We start from the raw sequence: 13,292 nt of genomic DNA, 5'->3' as shown, positions 1-13,292 counted from the left end.
CTAAATCAGGGCTGGCGTTCCGCTAGCTCTTCGGCTGTCATTCGACGGCGGACGCTTCAATCTTGTCCAGGCGTGGCGCCTTGCTGTTGCAACGGCGCTGGTCCTGACGCTGGGCTACTTCTTGCACCTCACGGCGAGTTACAAGATCAGCCAAGCTGATACCACTTAGAAATTCGTGAATCTGCAGGCTCAGGTCGCACCACAGGTGATGGGTCAGGCAGGTGTCGCCGGAATGGCAATCGCCCTGGCCTTGGCACTTGGTAGCATCAACCGATTCGTTGACCGCATCGATCACCTGAGCCACCTGGATGCCCTGCATGTCGCGCGACAGCTGATAACCACCGCCAGGACCGCGAACACTGGAAACCAGGTTACTGCGGCGCAGCTTGGCGAAAAGCTGTTCGAGATAGGACAGGGAGATGCCTTGGCGCTCGGAGATATCGGCCAGGGACACCGGCCCGTGCTGCGCGTGCAACGCCAGGTCAAGCATGGCGGTCACGGCGTATCGGCCTTTTGTAGTCAGTCGCATGGACAATTACCACGGAGTTCGGAATGGGCGGGAGTATGCAATTCCCGAGCATTTAAGTCAACTATAAGACCTAGTGCTTTAGTCGGGTTTACCCGCAAAAGAGCGCGCGCATGATAGCAGGGTCTGCGGCTTAATGGCACACCGGTTGCCGCATGCCTGTGTAGGAGCTGCCGAAGGCTGCGATCTTTTGATTTTGCTGTTAATCAGATCAAAAGATCGCAGCCTTCGGCAACTCCTACACAGACGTGTCAGCCCGCTTTGGATTCGTCTTTGCCTTTGACGCAGGCGAAGTCTTCTTCGCGCAGCTCAGGAAGATCTTTCGCACAGTAATTACTGCCCAGATCCTTCAGCGCGCCGCACATCCCCTCCAGCCGCCCATCCACCGCTTGCAGGTGATCGAGCAACTGACCGATGGCACGGGCCACCGGATCGGGCATGTCTTCGCTGACACCATAAGCATCGAAGCCGATCTTCTCTGCCATCGCCTTGCGCTTGGCGTCCTGCTCTTCATCGGTTTTGACGATGATCCGCCCCGGAATCCCCACCACCGTGGCGCCCGGCGGCACTTCCTTGGTGACCACTGCGTTGGAGCCGACTTTGGCGCCAGCCCCTACCGTGAACGGGCCGAGCACTTTGGCACCAGCACCGACCACTACTCCGTCACCCAGCGTCGGGTGACGCTTGCCTTTGTTCCAACTGGTGCCACCCAGGGTCACGCCCTGATAAATGGTCACGTCATCGCCGATCTCGGCGGTTTCACCGATGACGATGCCCATGCCGTGATCAATAAAGAAGCGCCGACCGACCTTGGCCCCCGGATGAATCTCGATCCCGGTCAACCAGCGCCCGAAGTTCGACACCAGTCGCGCCAGCCATTTCAGCTCGTGGCGCCACAGCATCCCGGCCAGCCGATGAATCCAGATCGCATGCATGCCGGGGTAGCAAGTCAGGACTTCAAAAGCGTTACGCGCCGCCGGGTCTCGATGGAATACGCTCTGGATATCTTCACGCAAACGCTCAAACATCATTCAGTCCTTCCGCTTAAGAAGCTCACCACGGGCCGCTTTCTGGGTTTCCGTGAGGATGCCACGCAAAATATTCATTTCCGCCCGGCTGACCGAGCTGCGTCCGTACAACCGGCGCAGGCGCGCCATCAAGTGCCGCGGCTTTTCCGGATCAAGAAACTCGATGGCAACCAGCGTCTGCTCCAGATGCTCATAAAAGCGCTCCAGCTCATCCATCGTCGCGAGCTCGGCACTTTTCACCGAGGCCACTTCTTCTTTCTCAATCTTGGTCGGCTGCCCTTGAGCGGCCAGCCAGGCCATGCGCACTTCATAGCTCAATACCTGCACCGCCGCCCCGAGGTTCAACGAACTGAACTCAGGATCGGAGGGGATGTGCACATGAAAGTGACATCGCTGCAACTCCTCATTGGTCAGGCCGGAGTCCTCACGACCGAACACCAGCGCGATCTCCGCGCCCTGCCCGGCCTCCTCGACCACTTTGCTCCCGCATTCGCGGGGATCGAGCAGCGGCCAGGGAATGCGCCGGTCACGGGCGCTGGTGCCGAGCACCAGATTGCAGCCGACCAAAGCGTCTTCCAAGGTGGCGACGACTTGTGCGTTTTCAAGAATGTCCCCGGCACCGGAAGCACGGGCATCGGCTTCGTGGTGCGGAAACAGACGCGGCTCGACCAGCACCAGCCGCGACAGCCCCATGTTTTTCATGGCGCGTGCGGCCCCGCCGATGTTGCCGGGGTGGCTGGTATTGACCAGGACGACACGAATGTTCTGCAACAAGGGAGGCGCTCTCGGACACAGGAAAGGGGTGCAAATCTTACAGAACAGCCTACCGTTAAGCTATGAAAGCGAACAGCGACCTTCACCTGAAGAAAAGTTCTGATAGAATGCGCGGCTTTCTTTAACAACCTTAGGTGACACATCCATGCAGCCCATGCTGAATATCGCGCTGCGCGCCGCCCGCAGCGCCAGTGAACTGATCTTCCGCTCCATCGAGCGCCTGGATACCATCAAGGTCGACGAAAAAGACGCCAAGGATTATGTATCCGAGGTCGATCGCGCCGCCGAACAGAAAATCATCGATGCGCTGCGCAAGGCTTACCCGAATCACTCGATCCAGGGTGAAGAGACCGGCATGCACGTCGGTAACGGCATTGAAGGCGAAGAATACCTGTGGATCATCGATCCGCTGGACGGCACCACCAACTTCCTGCGCGGCATTCCTCACTTTGCGGTCAGCATTGCGTGCAAATACCGTGGTCGCCTGGAACACGCAGTGGTTCTGGATCCGGTTCGCCAGGAAGAATTCACCGCCAGCCGTGGTCGCGGCGCTCAGCTGAATGGTCGCCGCCTGCGCGTGAGCGGTCGCACCAGCCTCGAAGGCGCCCTGCTGGGCACCGGCTTCCCGTTCCGTGACGACCAGATGGACAACCTCGACAACTACCTGGGCATGTTCCGCGCCCTGGTTGGCCAGACTGCCGGCATCCGCCGCGCCGGTTCCGCCAGCCTGGACCTGGCCTATGTGGCCGCCGGTCGTTTCGACGCGTTCTGGGAGTCGGGCCTGTCCGAGTGGGACATGGCGGCTGGCGCCCTGTTGATCCAGGAAGCAGGCGGCTTGGTGAGCGACTTCACCGGCGGTCACGATTTCCTTGAAAAAGGCCACATCGTTGCCGGTAACACCAAATGCTTCAAGGCAGTACTGACGGCGATCCAGCCGCACCTGCCGGCCTCGCTGAAGCGCTAAGCTTCCCGCGAAACGCAAAAAGCACCCTTCGGGGTGCTTTTTTTATGCCTGCGACTTCAGCCTCCACTCGAATCCACTGTGGGAGCGAGCTTGCTCGCGAAGGCGGCGGGTCAGCCAATATCAATTCTGGATGGCAGATCGCATTCGCGAGCAGGCTCGCTCCCACAAGGGGTCATAGCGCCGCCAAAAATTGCGAGCACAAAAAAGCACCCCGCAGGGTGCTTCTTGTTAAACAGTCAGCGCTTACTGACCCGGCTGATTCTGCGACAGAATCAACTTGCCTTCCTTGTCGACCGGAATCTGGTTGCCCGGATCGCGATCCATCCGCACTTTGCCTTCCTTGCCATCCAGCGAATAACGCACGTCGTAACCGACGACCTTGTCGCTGATGTCATTCACGGTGTTACAGCGAGTCTGGGTGGTGGTGTAGGTGTCGCGGTTCTGCATGCCTTCCTGCACCTTGTTACCGGCATAACCGCCACCGACCGCGCCAGCGACCGTGGCAATCTTCTTGCCGGTACCGCCGCCAATCTGGTTACCCAGCAAACCACCCGCTACCGCACCAATCGCGGTACCGAGAATCTGGTGTTGATCCTTGACCGGCGCCTGGCGGGTTACAGCAACATCCTTGCACACTTCACGTGGAGTCTTGATCTGTGTTTTGACCGGTTCTACGGCCAGTACTTGCGCATACTCAGGGCCGCTTTTAACCAGGCTGTAGGTGGCAACAGCACCCCCGGCAGTCACACCGACAGCACCCAATACCGCACCAACCAGCAACGACTTGTTCACATGAACCTCCTGACCATCACATGCGGGACGCGCCCGCGCTTCTCCCAGCCTTGGAGCATAAAAAAAGGCGCGAGTTCAACTCGCGCCTTTTCTGGGCTGACAACCGGTGAAGCGATGGCCGTTATGGACGGTCGTCGACTTCCTTCTCGGTGTTGGCCGGAGGAATCAGATCCTCGGTGCTCAGGTTCAGCCAGATCAGCACCACGTTCGCGATGTAGATCGACGAGTAGGTACCCGCCAGCACACCGATGAACAGGGCGATGGAGAAGCCGAACAGGTTGTCGCCGCCGAAGAACAGCAGCGCGGCGATCGCCAGCAAGGTGGAGATCGACGTTGCCATGGTCCGCAGCAGGGTCTGGGTGGTCGAGATGTTGATGTTCTCGATCAGCGAAGCCTTGCGCAGCACACGGAAGTTCTCGCGAACTCGGTCGAATACCACAATGGTGTCGTTCAGCGAGTAACCGATGATCGCCAGTACCGCCGCCAGCACCGTCAGGTCGAAGGTGATCTGGAAAAACGACAGGATACCGACGGTCACGATCACGTCGTGAATCAGCGAAACGATGGCGCCGACCGCGAATTTCCACTGAAAGCGGAAAGCCAGGTAGATCAGGATGCCGCCGAGCGCCAGCAGCATGCCGAGGCCGCCCTGGTCGCGCAGTTCTTCACCGACCTGCGGGCCGACGAACTCAACGCGCTTGACCGTCGCCGGGTTGTCGCCGCCGACTTTCTGCAGCGCGTCTGCTACCTGATGGCCCAGTTGCGGGTCCTCACCCGGCATGCGCACCAGCAGGTCGGTGGTCGCACCGAAGTTCTGCACGATGGCTTCGTGGTAACCCGAAGTCGCCAACTGCTCGCGCACTTTGGTGACGTCAGCCGGACGCTCGTAGGTCAGCTCGATGAGCGTACCGCCGGTGAAGTCCAGGCCCCAGTTCATGCCCTTGTGGACGACGCTGAAAATAGCCAGCAACGTGAGAAACACTGTGACGCCGAACGCGAAGTTGCGAACGCCCATGAAGTTGATTGTACGTAACATGGCAGCCCCTTAAATCCACAACTTCTTGAAGTCACGTCCGCCAAAGATCAGGTTGACCATTGCGCGGGTCACCATGATGGCCGTGAACATCGAGGTAAAGATCCCGAGGGACATGGTCACTGCGAAACCCTTCACCGGGCCGGTGCCCATGGCGAAGAGGATGCCGCCGACCAGCAGAGTGGTCAGGTTGGCGTCGAGAATCGCGGTGAATGCCCGGCCGAAGCCTTCGTTGATTGCACGCTGCACGGTCATGCCGGCGGCGATCTCTTCACGGATCCGCGAGAAGATCAGCACGTTGGCGTCCACCGCCATACCCATGGTCAACACGATACCGGCGATACCCGGCAGGGTCAGCGTTGCCCCCAGCAGCGACATCAGCGCCAGCAGCAGCACCATGTTCACCGCCAGCGCAACCGTGGCGATCAGGCCGAAGAAGCGGTAGATGGCGATGATGAACAGCGAGACGAACAGCATGCCCCACAGCGATGCATCGATACCTTTGGTGATGTTGTCAGCACCCAGGCTCGGACCGATTGTGCGCTCTTCAGCGAAGTACATCGGCGCGGCCAGACCACCAGCACGCAGCAGCAGCGCCAGCTCGGACGATTCACCCTGGCCGTTCAGGCCGGTGATGCGGAACTGCGCGCCCAGCGGCGACTGAATGGTCGCCAGGCTGATGATCTTCTTCTCTTCCTTGAAGGTCTGTACCGGCACGTCTTTCTCGACGCCGTCGACAACCTGCTTGGTGTAAGTGGTCACCGGACGCTGTTCGATGAAGATCACCGCCATGCTGCGACCGACGTTCGAACGGGTCGCGCGGCTCATCAGCTCGCCACCGTGACCGTCCAGACGGATGTTCACTTCAGGCGTGCCGTGCTCACCAAAACCAGCCTTGGCGTCAGTCACCTGGTCACCAGTAATGATCAGGCCACGCTCGATCTGCGCAGGTGGACGCTTGCCCTCACGGAACTCGAAGGTTTCGGAAGTGGCTTTCGAAGCCCCCGGCTCTGCAGCCAGACGGAACTCAAGGTTGGCCGTCTTGCCGAGAATACGCTTGGCTTCGGCAGTGTCCTGCACGCCCGGCAGCTCAACCACGATGCGGTTGGCGCCCTGACGCTGAACGATCGGTTCGGCAACACCCAGCTCGTTGACGCGGTTACGTACCGTGGTCAAGTTCTGCTTGATGGAGTATTCACGGATTTCCGCCAGCTTGGCCGGGGTCATCGCCAGACGCAGCACCGGTTGACCGTTGAGGTCGGCCGGAACAATGTCGAAATCGTTGAAGTTCTTGCGGATCAGCGCACGGGCCTGTTCGCGGGAGTCAGCATCGCTGAAGCCCAGCTGAATGGCGCCGCCCAGTTGCGGCAGGCTGCGATAGCGCAGTTTTTCTTTGCGCAGCAGGCTCTTGACGTCGCCTTCGTAGACTTTCAGGCGGGCGTCGAGGGCTTTGTCCATGTCCACTTCCAGCAGGAAGTGCACACCACCGGACAAGTCCAGACCCAGCTTCATCGGGTGCGCGCCGAGGTTGCGCAGCCATTGCGGGGTGGTCTGTGCCAGGTTCAGTGCGACGACGTAGTCATCACCCAATGCCTTGCGCACAACGTCTTTGGCCGGCAGCTGGTCTTCAGCCTTGGTCAGACGGATCAGGCCGCCCTTGCCGTTGGCGGCCAGCGAAGCTGCCTTGACGTTGATCCCGGATTCACGCAGCGCGGTGCTGACGCGATCCAGATCGGCCTGATTGACCTGCAGAGCCGTGCTGGCGCCGCTGATCTGAATGGCCGGGTCATCGGGGTATAGATTGGGAGCGGAATAAATCAGACCGATCGCCAGCACCGCCAGGATCAGAATGTATTTCCACAGAGGATATTTGTTCAGCATCACGCCGCCCGTTATGAACGCGGGGCGCCTTGCGCGCCCCGTCGATTGAGTAGAAGTTGGAACCTTAGATCGCTTTCAGCGTGCCTTTTGGCAGCGTGGCGGCGATGGCGCCCTTCTGGAACTTCATTTCCACGGTGTCGGAAACTTCCAGAACCACGAAGTCATCGGCCACTTTGGTGATCTTGCCGGCGATGCCACCGGTGGTGACCACTTCGTCGCCCTTCGCAAGGCTGCTCAGCAGGTTCTTCTGCTCTTTGGCGCGCTTGGCCTGTGGACGCCAGATCATCAGGTAGAAGATGACCAGGAAACCGACCAGGAAAATCCACTCGAAGCCGCCGCCCATAGGCGCAGCAGCCGGTGCAGCCGCGTCAGCCATGGCATTAGAGATAAAAAAGCTCATTTAGCACTCCAGTTGCAAATGTTGAATCTTGGGGTCAGAAAACTCAGTCCAAAGGCGGAACGGGGAGCCCGCGTTTGGCGTAGAAGGCATCGACAAAGGCGGCCAATGTACCCTGTTGAATAGCCTCGCGCAAACCAGCCATCAGCACCTGATAATGGCGCAAGTTATGGATGGTATTGAGCATGCTGCCGAGCATTTCGCCGCACTTGTCCAGGTGATGCAGATAAGCGCGGGAGAAGTTCTGGCAGGTATAGCAATCGCAGGTCGGATCCAGCGGCGAATCATCATGGCGATGGAACGCGTTACGGATCTTCAGCACGCCTGTATCAATGAACAGATGCCCATTGCGGGCATTACGGGTTGGCATCACGCAATCGAACATGTCCACACCGCGGCGCACACCCTCAACCAGATCTTCCGGTTTGCCAACGCCCATAAGGTAACGAGGTTTGTCAGCCGGCATCATGCCCGGCAGATAATCCAGCACCTTGATCATCTCGTGCTTGGGCTCGCCCACCGACAGACCGCCGATGGCCAGGCCATCGAAGCCGATCTTGTCCAGACCTTCCAGCGAGCGCATGCGCAGATCCTGATGCATGCCGCCCTGAACGATACCGAACAGCGCCGCGGTGTTGTCGCCATGCGCGTTTTTCGAGCGCTGGGCCCAACGCAGCGACAGCTCCATCGAAACGCGAGCGACGTCTTCGTCAGCCGGGTACGGCGTGCATTCGTCGAAGATCATCACGATGTCGGAACCGAGATCGCGCTGCACTTGCATCGATTCTTCCGGGCCCATGAACACTTTCGAGCCGTCGACCGGGGAAGCGAAGGTCACGCCCTCTTCCTTGATCTTGCGCATCGCGCCCAGGCTGAACACCTGGAAACCGCCGGAGTCGGTGAGGATCGGACCCTTCCACTGCATGAAATCGTGCAGGTCGCCGTGCTCCTTGATCACCTCGGTGCCCGGGCGCAGCCACAGGTGGAAGGTGTTGCCCAGAATGATTTCCGCGCCGGTGGCCACGATGTCACGCGGCAACATGCCCTTGACCGTGCCGTAGGTGCCCACCGGCATGAAGGCCGGGGTCTCGACGGTGCCACGCGGGAAGGTCAGCCGACCACGACGAGCCTTGCCATCGGTGGCAAGCAGTTCAAAGGACATGCGACATTCGCGACTCATTCTGTTTCCTCTGGGCCTGTGTGTTCAGGGGCAGTCGGGGCGGGATTACGGGTGATGAACATCGCATCACCGTAGCTGAAAAAGCGGTACCCGTTGTCGACGGCGGCTTTATAGGCGGCCATGGTTTCGGGATAACCGGCGAACGCCGAAACCAGCATCAACAGCGTCGATTCCGGCAAATGGAAGTTGGTGACCAAGGCGTCGACCACATGGAACGGCCGGCCCGGGTAGATAAAGATGTCGGTGTCACCACTGAACGGCTTGAGCACGCCATCGCGCGCGGCACTTTCCAGTGAACGCACGCTGGTGGTGCCCACGGCAATCACCCGCCCGCCACGCTCACGGCACGCGGCAACGGCGTCGACCACGTCCTGGCCGACTTCCAGCCACTCGCTGTGCATGTGGTGATCTTCGATCTTGTCGACGCGCACTGGCTGGAATGTCCCCGCACCGACGTGCAGCGTGACGAACGCGGTCTCGACGCCCTTGGCGGCAATCGCCTCCATCAGCGGCTGATCGAAATGCAGCCCCGCCGTCGGCGCCGCCACTGCGCCGAGGCGCTGGGCGTAAACGGTCTGATAGCGCTCGCGATCCGAACCTTCGTCCGGACGGTCTATATAAGGAGGCAGCGGCATGTGCCCGACGCGATCGAGCAGCGGCAGCACTTCTTCAGCGAAGCCCAACTCGAACAACGCATCATGGCGCGCGAGCATCTCGGCTTCGCCACCGCCGTCGATGAGGATCTTCGACCCCGGCTTCGGCGACTTGCTGGAGCGCACATGGGCCAGCACGCGATGCGTATCGAGCACGCGTTCGATGAGGATTTCCAGCTTGCCGCCCGAAGCTTTCTGCCCGAACAGCCGCGCCGGAATCACCCGGGTATTGTTGAATACCATCAAATCGCCCGGGTGCAAATGCTCAAGCAAATCAGTGAATTGACGGTGTGCAAGGGCGCCGCTCGGCCCATCAAGGGTCAGCAGGCGACTACCGCGACGCTCGGCCAACGGGTGGCGGGCGATCAGCGAATCAGGAAGCTCGAAGGTAAAGTCAGCAACGCGCATGATGGGGTTCGTCTAGCAGGGCCGGAAAGTCTAGCGGAATTATCAAAAATTGACCATGAAACGTGATTGACCAACGGTAATCACCTCTCTATACTTCGCCGCCATTGAGCCCTGATGGCGGAATTGGTAGACGCGGCGGATTCAAAATCCGTTTTCGAAAGGAGTGGGAGTTCGAGTCTCCCTCGGGGCACCACATAGCAGTATCTGAGAGTCTCTACCAGCCTCTCAGACCTAAAAAAACCGGCCACTTGGCCGGTTTTTTTGTGCCTGTCTGTCTACCCCTGTCTCCCCTTATCCGTTGTATCCCTGTATCCCTGCTTGTATCCTGAGAAAAATGCCGAACTTTGGGATACAAGGATGAAGCGCGCAGACATCAAGCGCCGCCCTCTCGCTGACACTACACTTGCGGGATTGGAGCCGGAATCAAAGGAATACAGGGAGCTGGACGGAAACGGCCTCTACTTCAGGGTTAAACCTGATGGTGGTAAATCCTGGCAGCTCCGCTACAAACGTCCGGCGGGCAATTGGGCTTGGATGGGGCTCGGGGGTTACCCGGAAGTTAGTGGCGCGTTGGCAAGGGACAAAGCTGCCGATCTACGCAAAGTAGTGAGTAGCGGTGCCGATCCCCTTGAACAAAAGCGATCCGCGAAAGCTGCTATCGATGCGGCCAAGACCCGAACCTTTCGAGCTGCCGCTGATGCCTGGCTGAAGGCAAAAGAGGAAAAGGGTCTCGCACCCTCCACTCTCAACAAAATCCGCACCTACCTCGACAAAGACATACTCCCGGCACTGGGAGATAAGCCTCTAGACGAAATCACCCGTACCGATTGCGCGGAACTCCAAGCATCCATCGAAGCCCGGGACGCACACAACGTGGCGGAAAAGTGTCGCACTTGGATCAATCAGATATTCGGGCGAGCCATCGGTTTGGGCCTCACGGAAAACGATCCGGGCAGTCGCCTACGAGATATTGCAGCCCAAGCCCCGAAGACTCAGCAGCACCCTCATTTGCTTGAGCCTGAGTTGTCAGAATTCCTTCAAGCACTCAAAAACACCCCCAGCAGGCTGACGGCCCGGACTGCAGCATGGCTCTGTATCTGGACCGCATCTAGACCGGGCATGGTTCGGTTAGCTGAATGGAAAGAGTTCGACCTTGATAAAGCGCTATGGACGACACCTGCCGCCAAGATGAAGATGCGAAGAGACTTTGTGTGTCCACTCCCTAAGCAAGCGCTTTCCGCTCTCAAAGAACTTCATTGCCTCACAGGTCGTAGTCGCTGGCTGTTCCCTGGTGTGGGCGCTAAGAATCCAACGATTAGCGAAAACACCATCAACAAAGTCTTCGCGACGGTTGGTTACAAAGGTCGCTTGGTTGGTCATGGTACTCGTCACACCGCCAGCACTCTGCTTAGGGAACACGGCTGGCCGAAAGAGCATGTCGAAGCGCAGCTTGCTCACAAAGAAGAGGGAATATCCGGGGTATACAACAAGGCTCAATACCTTGAGCACCGGGTGAAGATGATGCAGTGGTATGCAGATCACCTTGATGCGTTGGCAAGCGAAAAGGTGATCAAGGGACAATTTGGAAGAGCGGTATGAATGTACTTATCCATACCACCTTCAAAATCCGTGTAACAAGTGTTACTCGTGTAACGATGCCGGCCAAACACCCGGATTCATTGGCTTTCAATCCCGTTACACTCCAGCACGCCATTCCGTACACTCGATGTAACGCACGCCGATTGTGTAACGCTACATCAGGCCCCTTGCCTGCTGCGGGCAGACACTCCCTCACACTTGCCCATGGCGCAAAGCTCGCTGGCTACGCTTCCAACCCGCAAGGCGCGGGACAGCGCGTTGCACGTCGAGAGCCATTCGCATGATTGATACCCACCCGATCTTGCACTCGGCACTAACCGCTGGCCTGATCCAATATCTCTCAGAGCAGCCCCTCTACGAGTTCTGCAATGAACAGATCACTGACGTGTGCGAGCTGATCAATCAGTGCTGCATTCGCATCCAGACCGGCGACATCAGCAGCGACATGAGCAGCATGTGCATCCAGACAACTATGCATGAGGAGGCTATTTTTCAGTACGCCTCAACCGACAAAAAGAACCGTCTCGCTCATTGGGTTCGCCAATACAGCAAGTGTCATTCAGCCTCGGAACGCGAGGCATATGCAGCCTACGTCATGGCCTGCGCAGTAAAAGCGCTGAGCGCCTTAGCTGATTGGATGCGCTCCACCGAACAAGAGGCTTGGTCGCATGTTGCCGAGCCTCCGACGGATTGGCCGTGGGACCTTTATTGTCAGGTTGTGGAAAGACAGGTCGATCCAAACGAACGTATTGAGGCATTGGACCAGTACGTGCTGTTTTTGGAGCCCATAACATCCCTACCCTGCTTGATCAGTGACGAGCTGACCCCAATCGCTTACAGGGCAATCGAGAACGCTACCCGCACTAAGGGGGGCATCATCAGCGGAATGGAGCGTAACGAAGAGATAGGCGCACGGGATACAGCAATCATTAGGCAAGGTCGACACTACGTGTCTAGCGGAATGTCACGGCGAAACGTGACCACGGCGGTTCACGCCTGGCTGGAACGGGAGGTGTCCAAACCACTCAAACAGCGCGCTGAGTGGGTGACATTGGAAACAGAAAAAGCGCTAACCCGCAAAAGCGTGGAGGGAATCCTCAAGCGCAATTTTGTGGTGTGACCGATATTTCAATGTCATTTCAAATGGAAGTGAACTGCTCACCGCCGACCAATTTCTAGACCATTGCTCTCGTTGTCCAAATCAATCGAGAGCAATACCTATGAACTCCTCTGTCACCGATTTTCCCCGCAATACTCCCGCCAACGCCGCCTCACCTTTTGATGCCGCTTCAACTCTAATCCGCATGCGCGAAGTGGAAGGCATCGTGGGGATGAAGCGTTCGACCATCTACAAACTGATGCAACGCACCGACTGCGGCTTTCCCCAGCCCGTCAAACTGAGCAACAGCAACGCACGCGGCGCCCCTGTCGCCTGGGTCCTTTCCGAAGTTCAAGCGTGGGCGCGCAGCCGCATCGAGGCACGTGATCAGGTGGCTGCATGAGCCACAAGACTGCAAACAACGCTTTGATGCACCCCTTTTCCGTGTTGCGTCGGATCGGTTTCTCGTCTCGCGTCATGCAGCGTCTTGAACGCTACCGCAGCCAGCAGGACAGGCAAGGTCGCGTTGTCAGCGTGCTCAGTTGGGCCGACGGCACCTGGTGCGCCCTCTCCCTCCACTGCGAGAAAACCGGGGCCGTGGTCGTCGACGAAGGCCAGCAGATCGACGCGTACGAAGACGCCCGCTCTATGCTCAGCGGCGGATTTCTGCCCCTTCTCTCCCTGCGCTGGGAAGCCCATGCCTGAAACGAAAACGCCTCCGGGGGCGATCCGGAGGCGTTGAGGTAAATCTACATGCACGAACAATTTATGCCGCACCTGAAAAAACCGCAAGCCATCAGCGCAGTTGCACTTTGGAAAAACGGACGTTACTCTCCTTGCGTCGCTGCAAATTCAGCGATTGGGCTTGGCGGCCCATACAGTACAAGGCGCAACAGCGCCCCCATTACGATTGCAGGCGCTTTTTTTGTGCCCGCATTCCCGTGTTATGGCGGGTTGC

General features: G+C 58.6%; 14 protein-coding genes and 1 tRNA gene. 6 read left to right on the top strand and 9 right to left on the bottom strand.

What is annotated here, in order from left to right:
• Positions 1–37: 37 nt before the first annotated feature.
• The 3 genes from iscR to trmJ form a co-directional block, all read right to left on the bottom strand.
• Positions 38–529, bottom strand: coding sequence for a Fe-S cluster assembly transcriptional regulator IscR (iscR, locus tag KVQ82_RS06665; protein ID WP_003227911.1), 492 nt, complete (start codon positions 527–529; stop codon positions 38–40).
• 248 nt (positions 530–777) lie between these two features.
• A complete protein-coding gene (gene cysE, locus KVQ82_RS06660; RefSeq protein WP_145594833.1) occupies positions 778–1,554 on the bottom strand; it encodes a serine O-acetyltransferase in 777 nt (258 codons plus the stop codon).
• A gap of 3 nt (positions 1,555–1,557) precedes the next feature.
• Positions 1,558–2,328 (bottom strand): tRNA (cytosine(32)/uridine(32)-2'-O)-methyltransferase TrmJ, encoded by a 771-nt coding sequence (trmJ, locus tag KVQ82_RS06655; RefSeq protein WP_041071810.1) that lies wholly within the window; start codon positions 2,326–2,328, stop codon positions 1,558–1,560.
• Between the two features lie 145 nt (positions 2,329–2,473).
• Between trmJ and suhB the strand changes: the two genes are divergently transcribed.
• Positions 2,474–3,292 (top strand): inositol-phosphate phosphatase, encoded by an 819-nt coding sequence (gene suhB / locus KVQ82_RS06650; protein WP_007964419.1) that lies wholly within the window; start codon positions 2,474–2,476, stop codon positions 3,290–3,292.
• Positions 3,293–3,535: 243 nt separating this feature from the next.
• Here the strand turns inward: suhB and KVQ82_RS06645 are convergent, their stop codons facing one another.
• The 6 genes from KVQ82_RS06645 to queA all read right to left on the bottom strand — a co-directional run bounded on the left by KVQ82_RS06645 (position 3,536) and on the right by queA (position 9,636).
• The gene (locus KVQ82_RS06645; protein ID WP_041071808.1) at positions 3,536–4,084 is read right to left on the bottom strand and encodes a glycine zipper 2TM domain-containing protein; all 549 of its coding nucleotides are present in this window, start codon (positions 4,082–4,084) and stop codon (positions 3,536–3,538) included.
• Positions 4,085–4,205: 121 nt separating this feature from the next.
• Positions 4,206–5,120 carry a protein translocase subunit SecF gene (gene secF, locus KVQ82_RS06640; protein ID WP_108183718.1) on the bottom strand — a complete coding sequence of 305 codons (915 nt, stop codon included), beginning with the start codon at positions 5,118–5,120 and terminating at the stop codon, positions 4,206–4,208.
• Between the two features lie 9 nt (positions 5,121–5,129).
• Positions 5,130–6,998 (bottom strand): protein translocase subunit SecD, encoded by a 1,869-nt coding sequence (gene secD / locus KVQ82_RS06635; protein WP_041071804.1) that lies wholly within the window; start codon positions 6,996–6,998, stop codon positions 5,130–5,132.
• Between the two features lie 64 nt (positions 6,999–7,062).
• Positions 7,063–7,398 (bottom strand): preprotein translocase subunit YajC, encoded by a 336-nt coding sequence (gene yajC / locus KVQ82_RS06630; RefSeq protein ID WP_041071802.1) that lies wholly within the window; start codon positions 7,396–7,398, stop codon positions 7,063–7,065.
• A 43-nt stretch (positions 7,399–7,441) separates the two neighbouring features.
• Positions 7,442–8,557, bottom strand: a complete 1,116-nt coding sequence (gene tgt, locus KVQ82_RS06625; RefSeq protein WP_161794909.1) for a tRNA guanosine(34) transglycosylase Tgt — start codon at positions 8,555–8,557, stop codon at positions 7,442–7,444.
• A 14-nt stretch (positions 8,558–8,571) separates the two neighbouring features.
• Positions 8,572–9,636 (bottom strand): tRNA preQ1(34) S-adenosylmethionine ribosyltransferase-isomerase QueA, encoded by a 1,065-nt coding sequence (gene queA, locus KVQ82_RS06620; RefSeq protein WP_222018462.1) that lies wholly within the window; start codon positions 9,634–9,636, stop codon positions 8,572–8,574.
• Positions 9,637–9,744: 108 nt separating this feature from the next.
• Here queA and KVQ82_RS06615 point away from each other — a divergent pair.
• From KVQ82_RS06615 to KVQ82_RS06595, 5 genes are all read left to right on the top strand, one after another.
• Positions 9,745–9,829: transfer RNA gene (locus KVQ82_RS06615), tRNA-Leu, on the top strand.
• A gap of 164 nt (positions 9,830–9,993) precedes the next feature.
• A complete protein-coding gene (locus tag KVQ82_RS06610; protein ID WP_222018461.1) occupies positions 9,994–11,235 on the top strand; it encodes a tyrosine-type recombinase/integrase in 1,242 nt (413 codons plus the stop codon).
• A 280-nt stretch (positions 11,236–11,515) separates the two neighbouring features.
• Positions 11,516–12,355: a hypothetical protein gene (locus KVQ82_RS31500; protein ID WP_260688048.1), complete on the top strand. Its 840-nt coding sequence runs from the start codon at positions 11,516–11,518 to the stop codon at positions 12,353–12,355.
• 100 nt (positions 12,356–12,455) lie between these two features.
• A complete protein-coding gene (locus KVQ82_RS06600) occupies positions 12,456–12,737 on the top strand; it encodes an AlpA family transcriptional regulator (protein WP_222018460.1) in 282 nt (93 codons plus the stop codon).
• Positions 12,734–13,039 (top strand): hypothetical protein, encoded by a 306-nt coding sequence (locus KVQ82_RS06595; protein WP_122601761.1) that lies wholly within the window; start codon positions 12,734–12,736, stop codon positions 13,037–13,039. Before KVQ82_RS06600 ends, KVQ82_RS06595 begins: the two co-directional genes overlap by 4 nt.
• Positions 13,040–13,292 lie beyond the last annotated feature (253 nt).

It is taken from the genome of Pseudomonas sp. AO-1 (assembly GCF_019775695.1).
Taxonomy (GTDB): domain Bacteria; phylum Pseudomonadota; class Gammaproteobacteria; order Pseudomonadales; family Pseudomonadaceae; genus Aquipseudomonas; species Aquipseudomonas parakoreensis.
This window is presented reverse-complemented; position numbering and strand designations above follow the sequence as displayed.

What these genes read in the sequence shown, in the direction of transcription:
- iscR (WP_003227911.1), bottom strand. Translation starts at nt 529, where the DNA reads ATGCGACTGACTACAAAAGGCCGATACGCCGTGACCGCCATGCTTGAC.
- cysE (WP_145594833.1), bottom strand. Translation starts at nt 1,554, where the DNA reads ATGTTTGAGCGTTTGCGTGAAGATATCCAGAGCGTATTCCATCGAGAC.
- suhB (WP_007964419.1), top strand. Translation starts at nt 2,474, where the DNA reads ATGCAGCCCATGCTGAATATCGCGCTGCGCGCCGCCCGCAGCGCCAGT.
- secF (WP_108183718.1), bottom strand. Translation starts at nt 5,120, where the DNA reads ATGTTACGTACAATCAACTTCATGGGCGTTCGCAACTTCGCGTTCGGC.
- secD (WP_041071804.1), bottom strand. Translation starts at nt 6,998, where the DNA reads ATGCTGAACAAATATCCTCTGTGGAAATACATTCTGATCCTGGCGGTG.
- yajC (WP_041071802.1), bottom strand. Translation starts at nt 7,398, where the DNA reads ATGAGCTTTTTTATCTCTAATGCCATGGCTGACGCGGCTGCACCGGCT.
- tgt (WP_161794909.1), bottom strand. Translation starts at nt 8,557, where the DNA reads ATGTCCTTTGAACTGCTTGCCACCGATGGCAAGGCTCGTCGTGGTCGG.
- queA (WP_222018462.1), bottom strand. Translation starts at nt 9,636, where the DNA reads ATGCGCGTTGCTGACTTTACCTTCGAGCTTCCTGATTCGCTGATCGCC.
- KVQ82_RS06610 (WP_222018461.1), top strand. Translation starts at nt 9,994, where the DNA reads ATGAAGCGCGCAGACATCAAGCGCCGCCCTCTCGCTGACACTACACTT.
- KVQ82_RS31500 (WP_260688048.1), top strand. Translation starts at nt 11,516, where the DNA reads ATGATTGATACCCACCCGATCTTGCACTCGGCACTAACCGCTGGCCTG.
- KVQ82_RS06600 (WP_222018460.1), top strand. Translation starts at nt 12,456, where the DNA reads ATGAACTCCTCTGTCACCGATTTTCCCCGCAATACTCCCGCCAACGCC.
- KVQ82_RS06595 (WP_122601761.1), top strand. Translation starts at nt 12,734, where the DNA reads ATGAGCCACAAGACTGCAAACAACGCTTTGATGCACCCCTTTTCCGTG.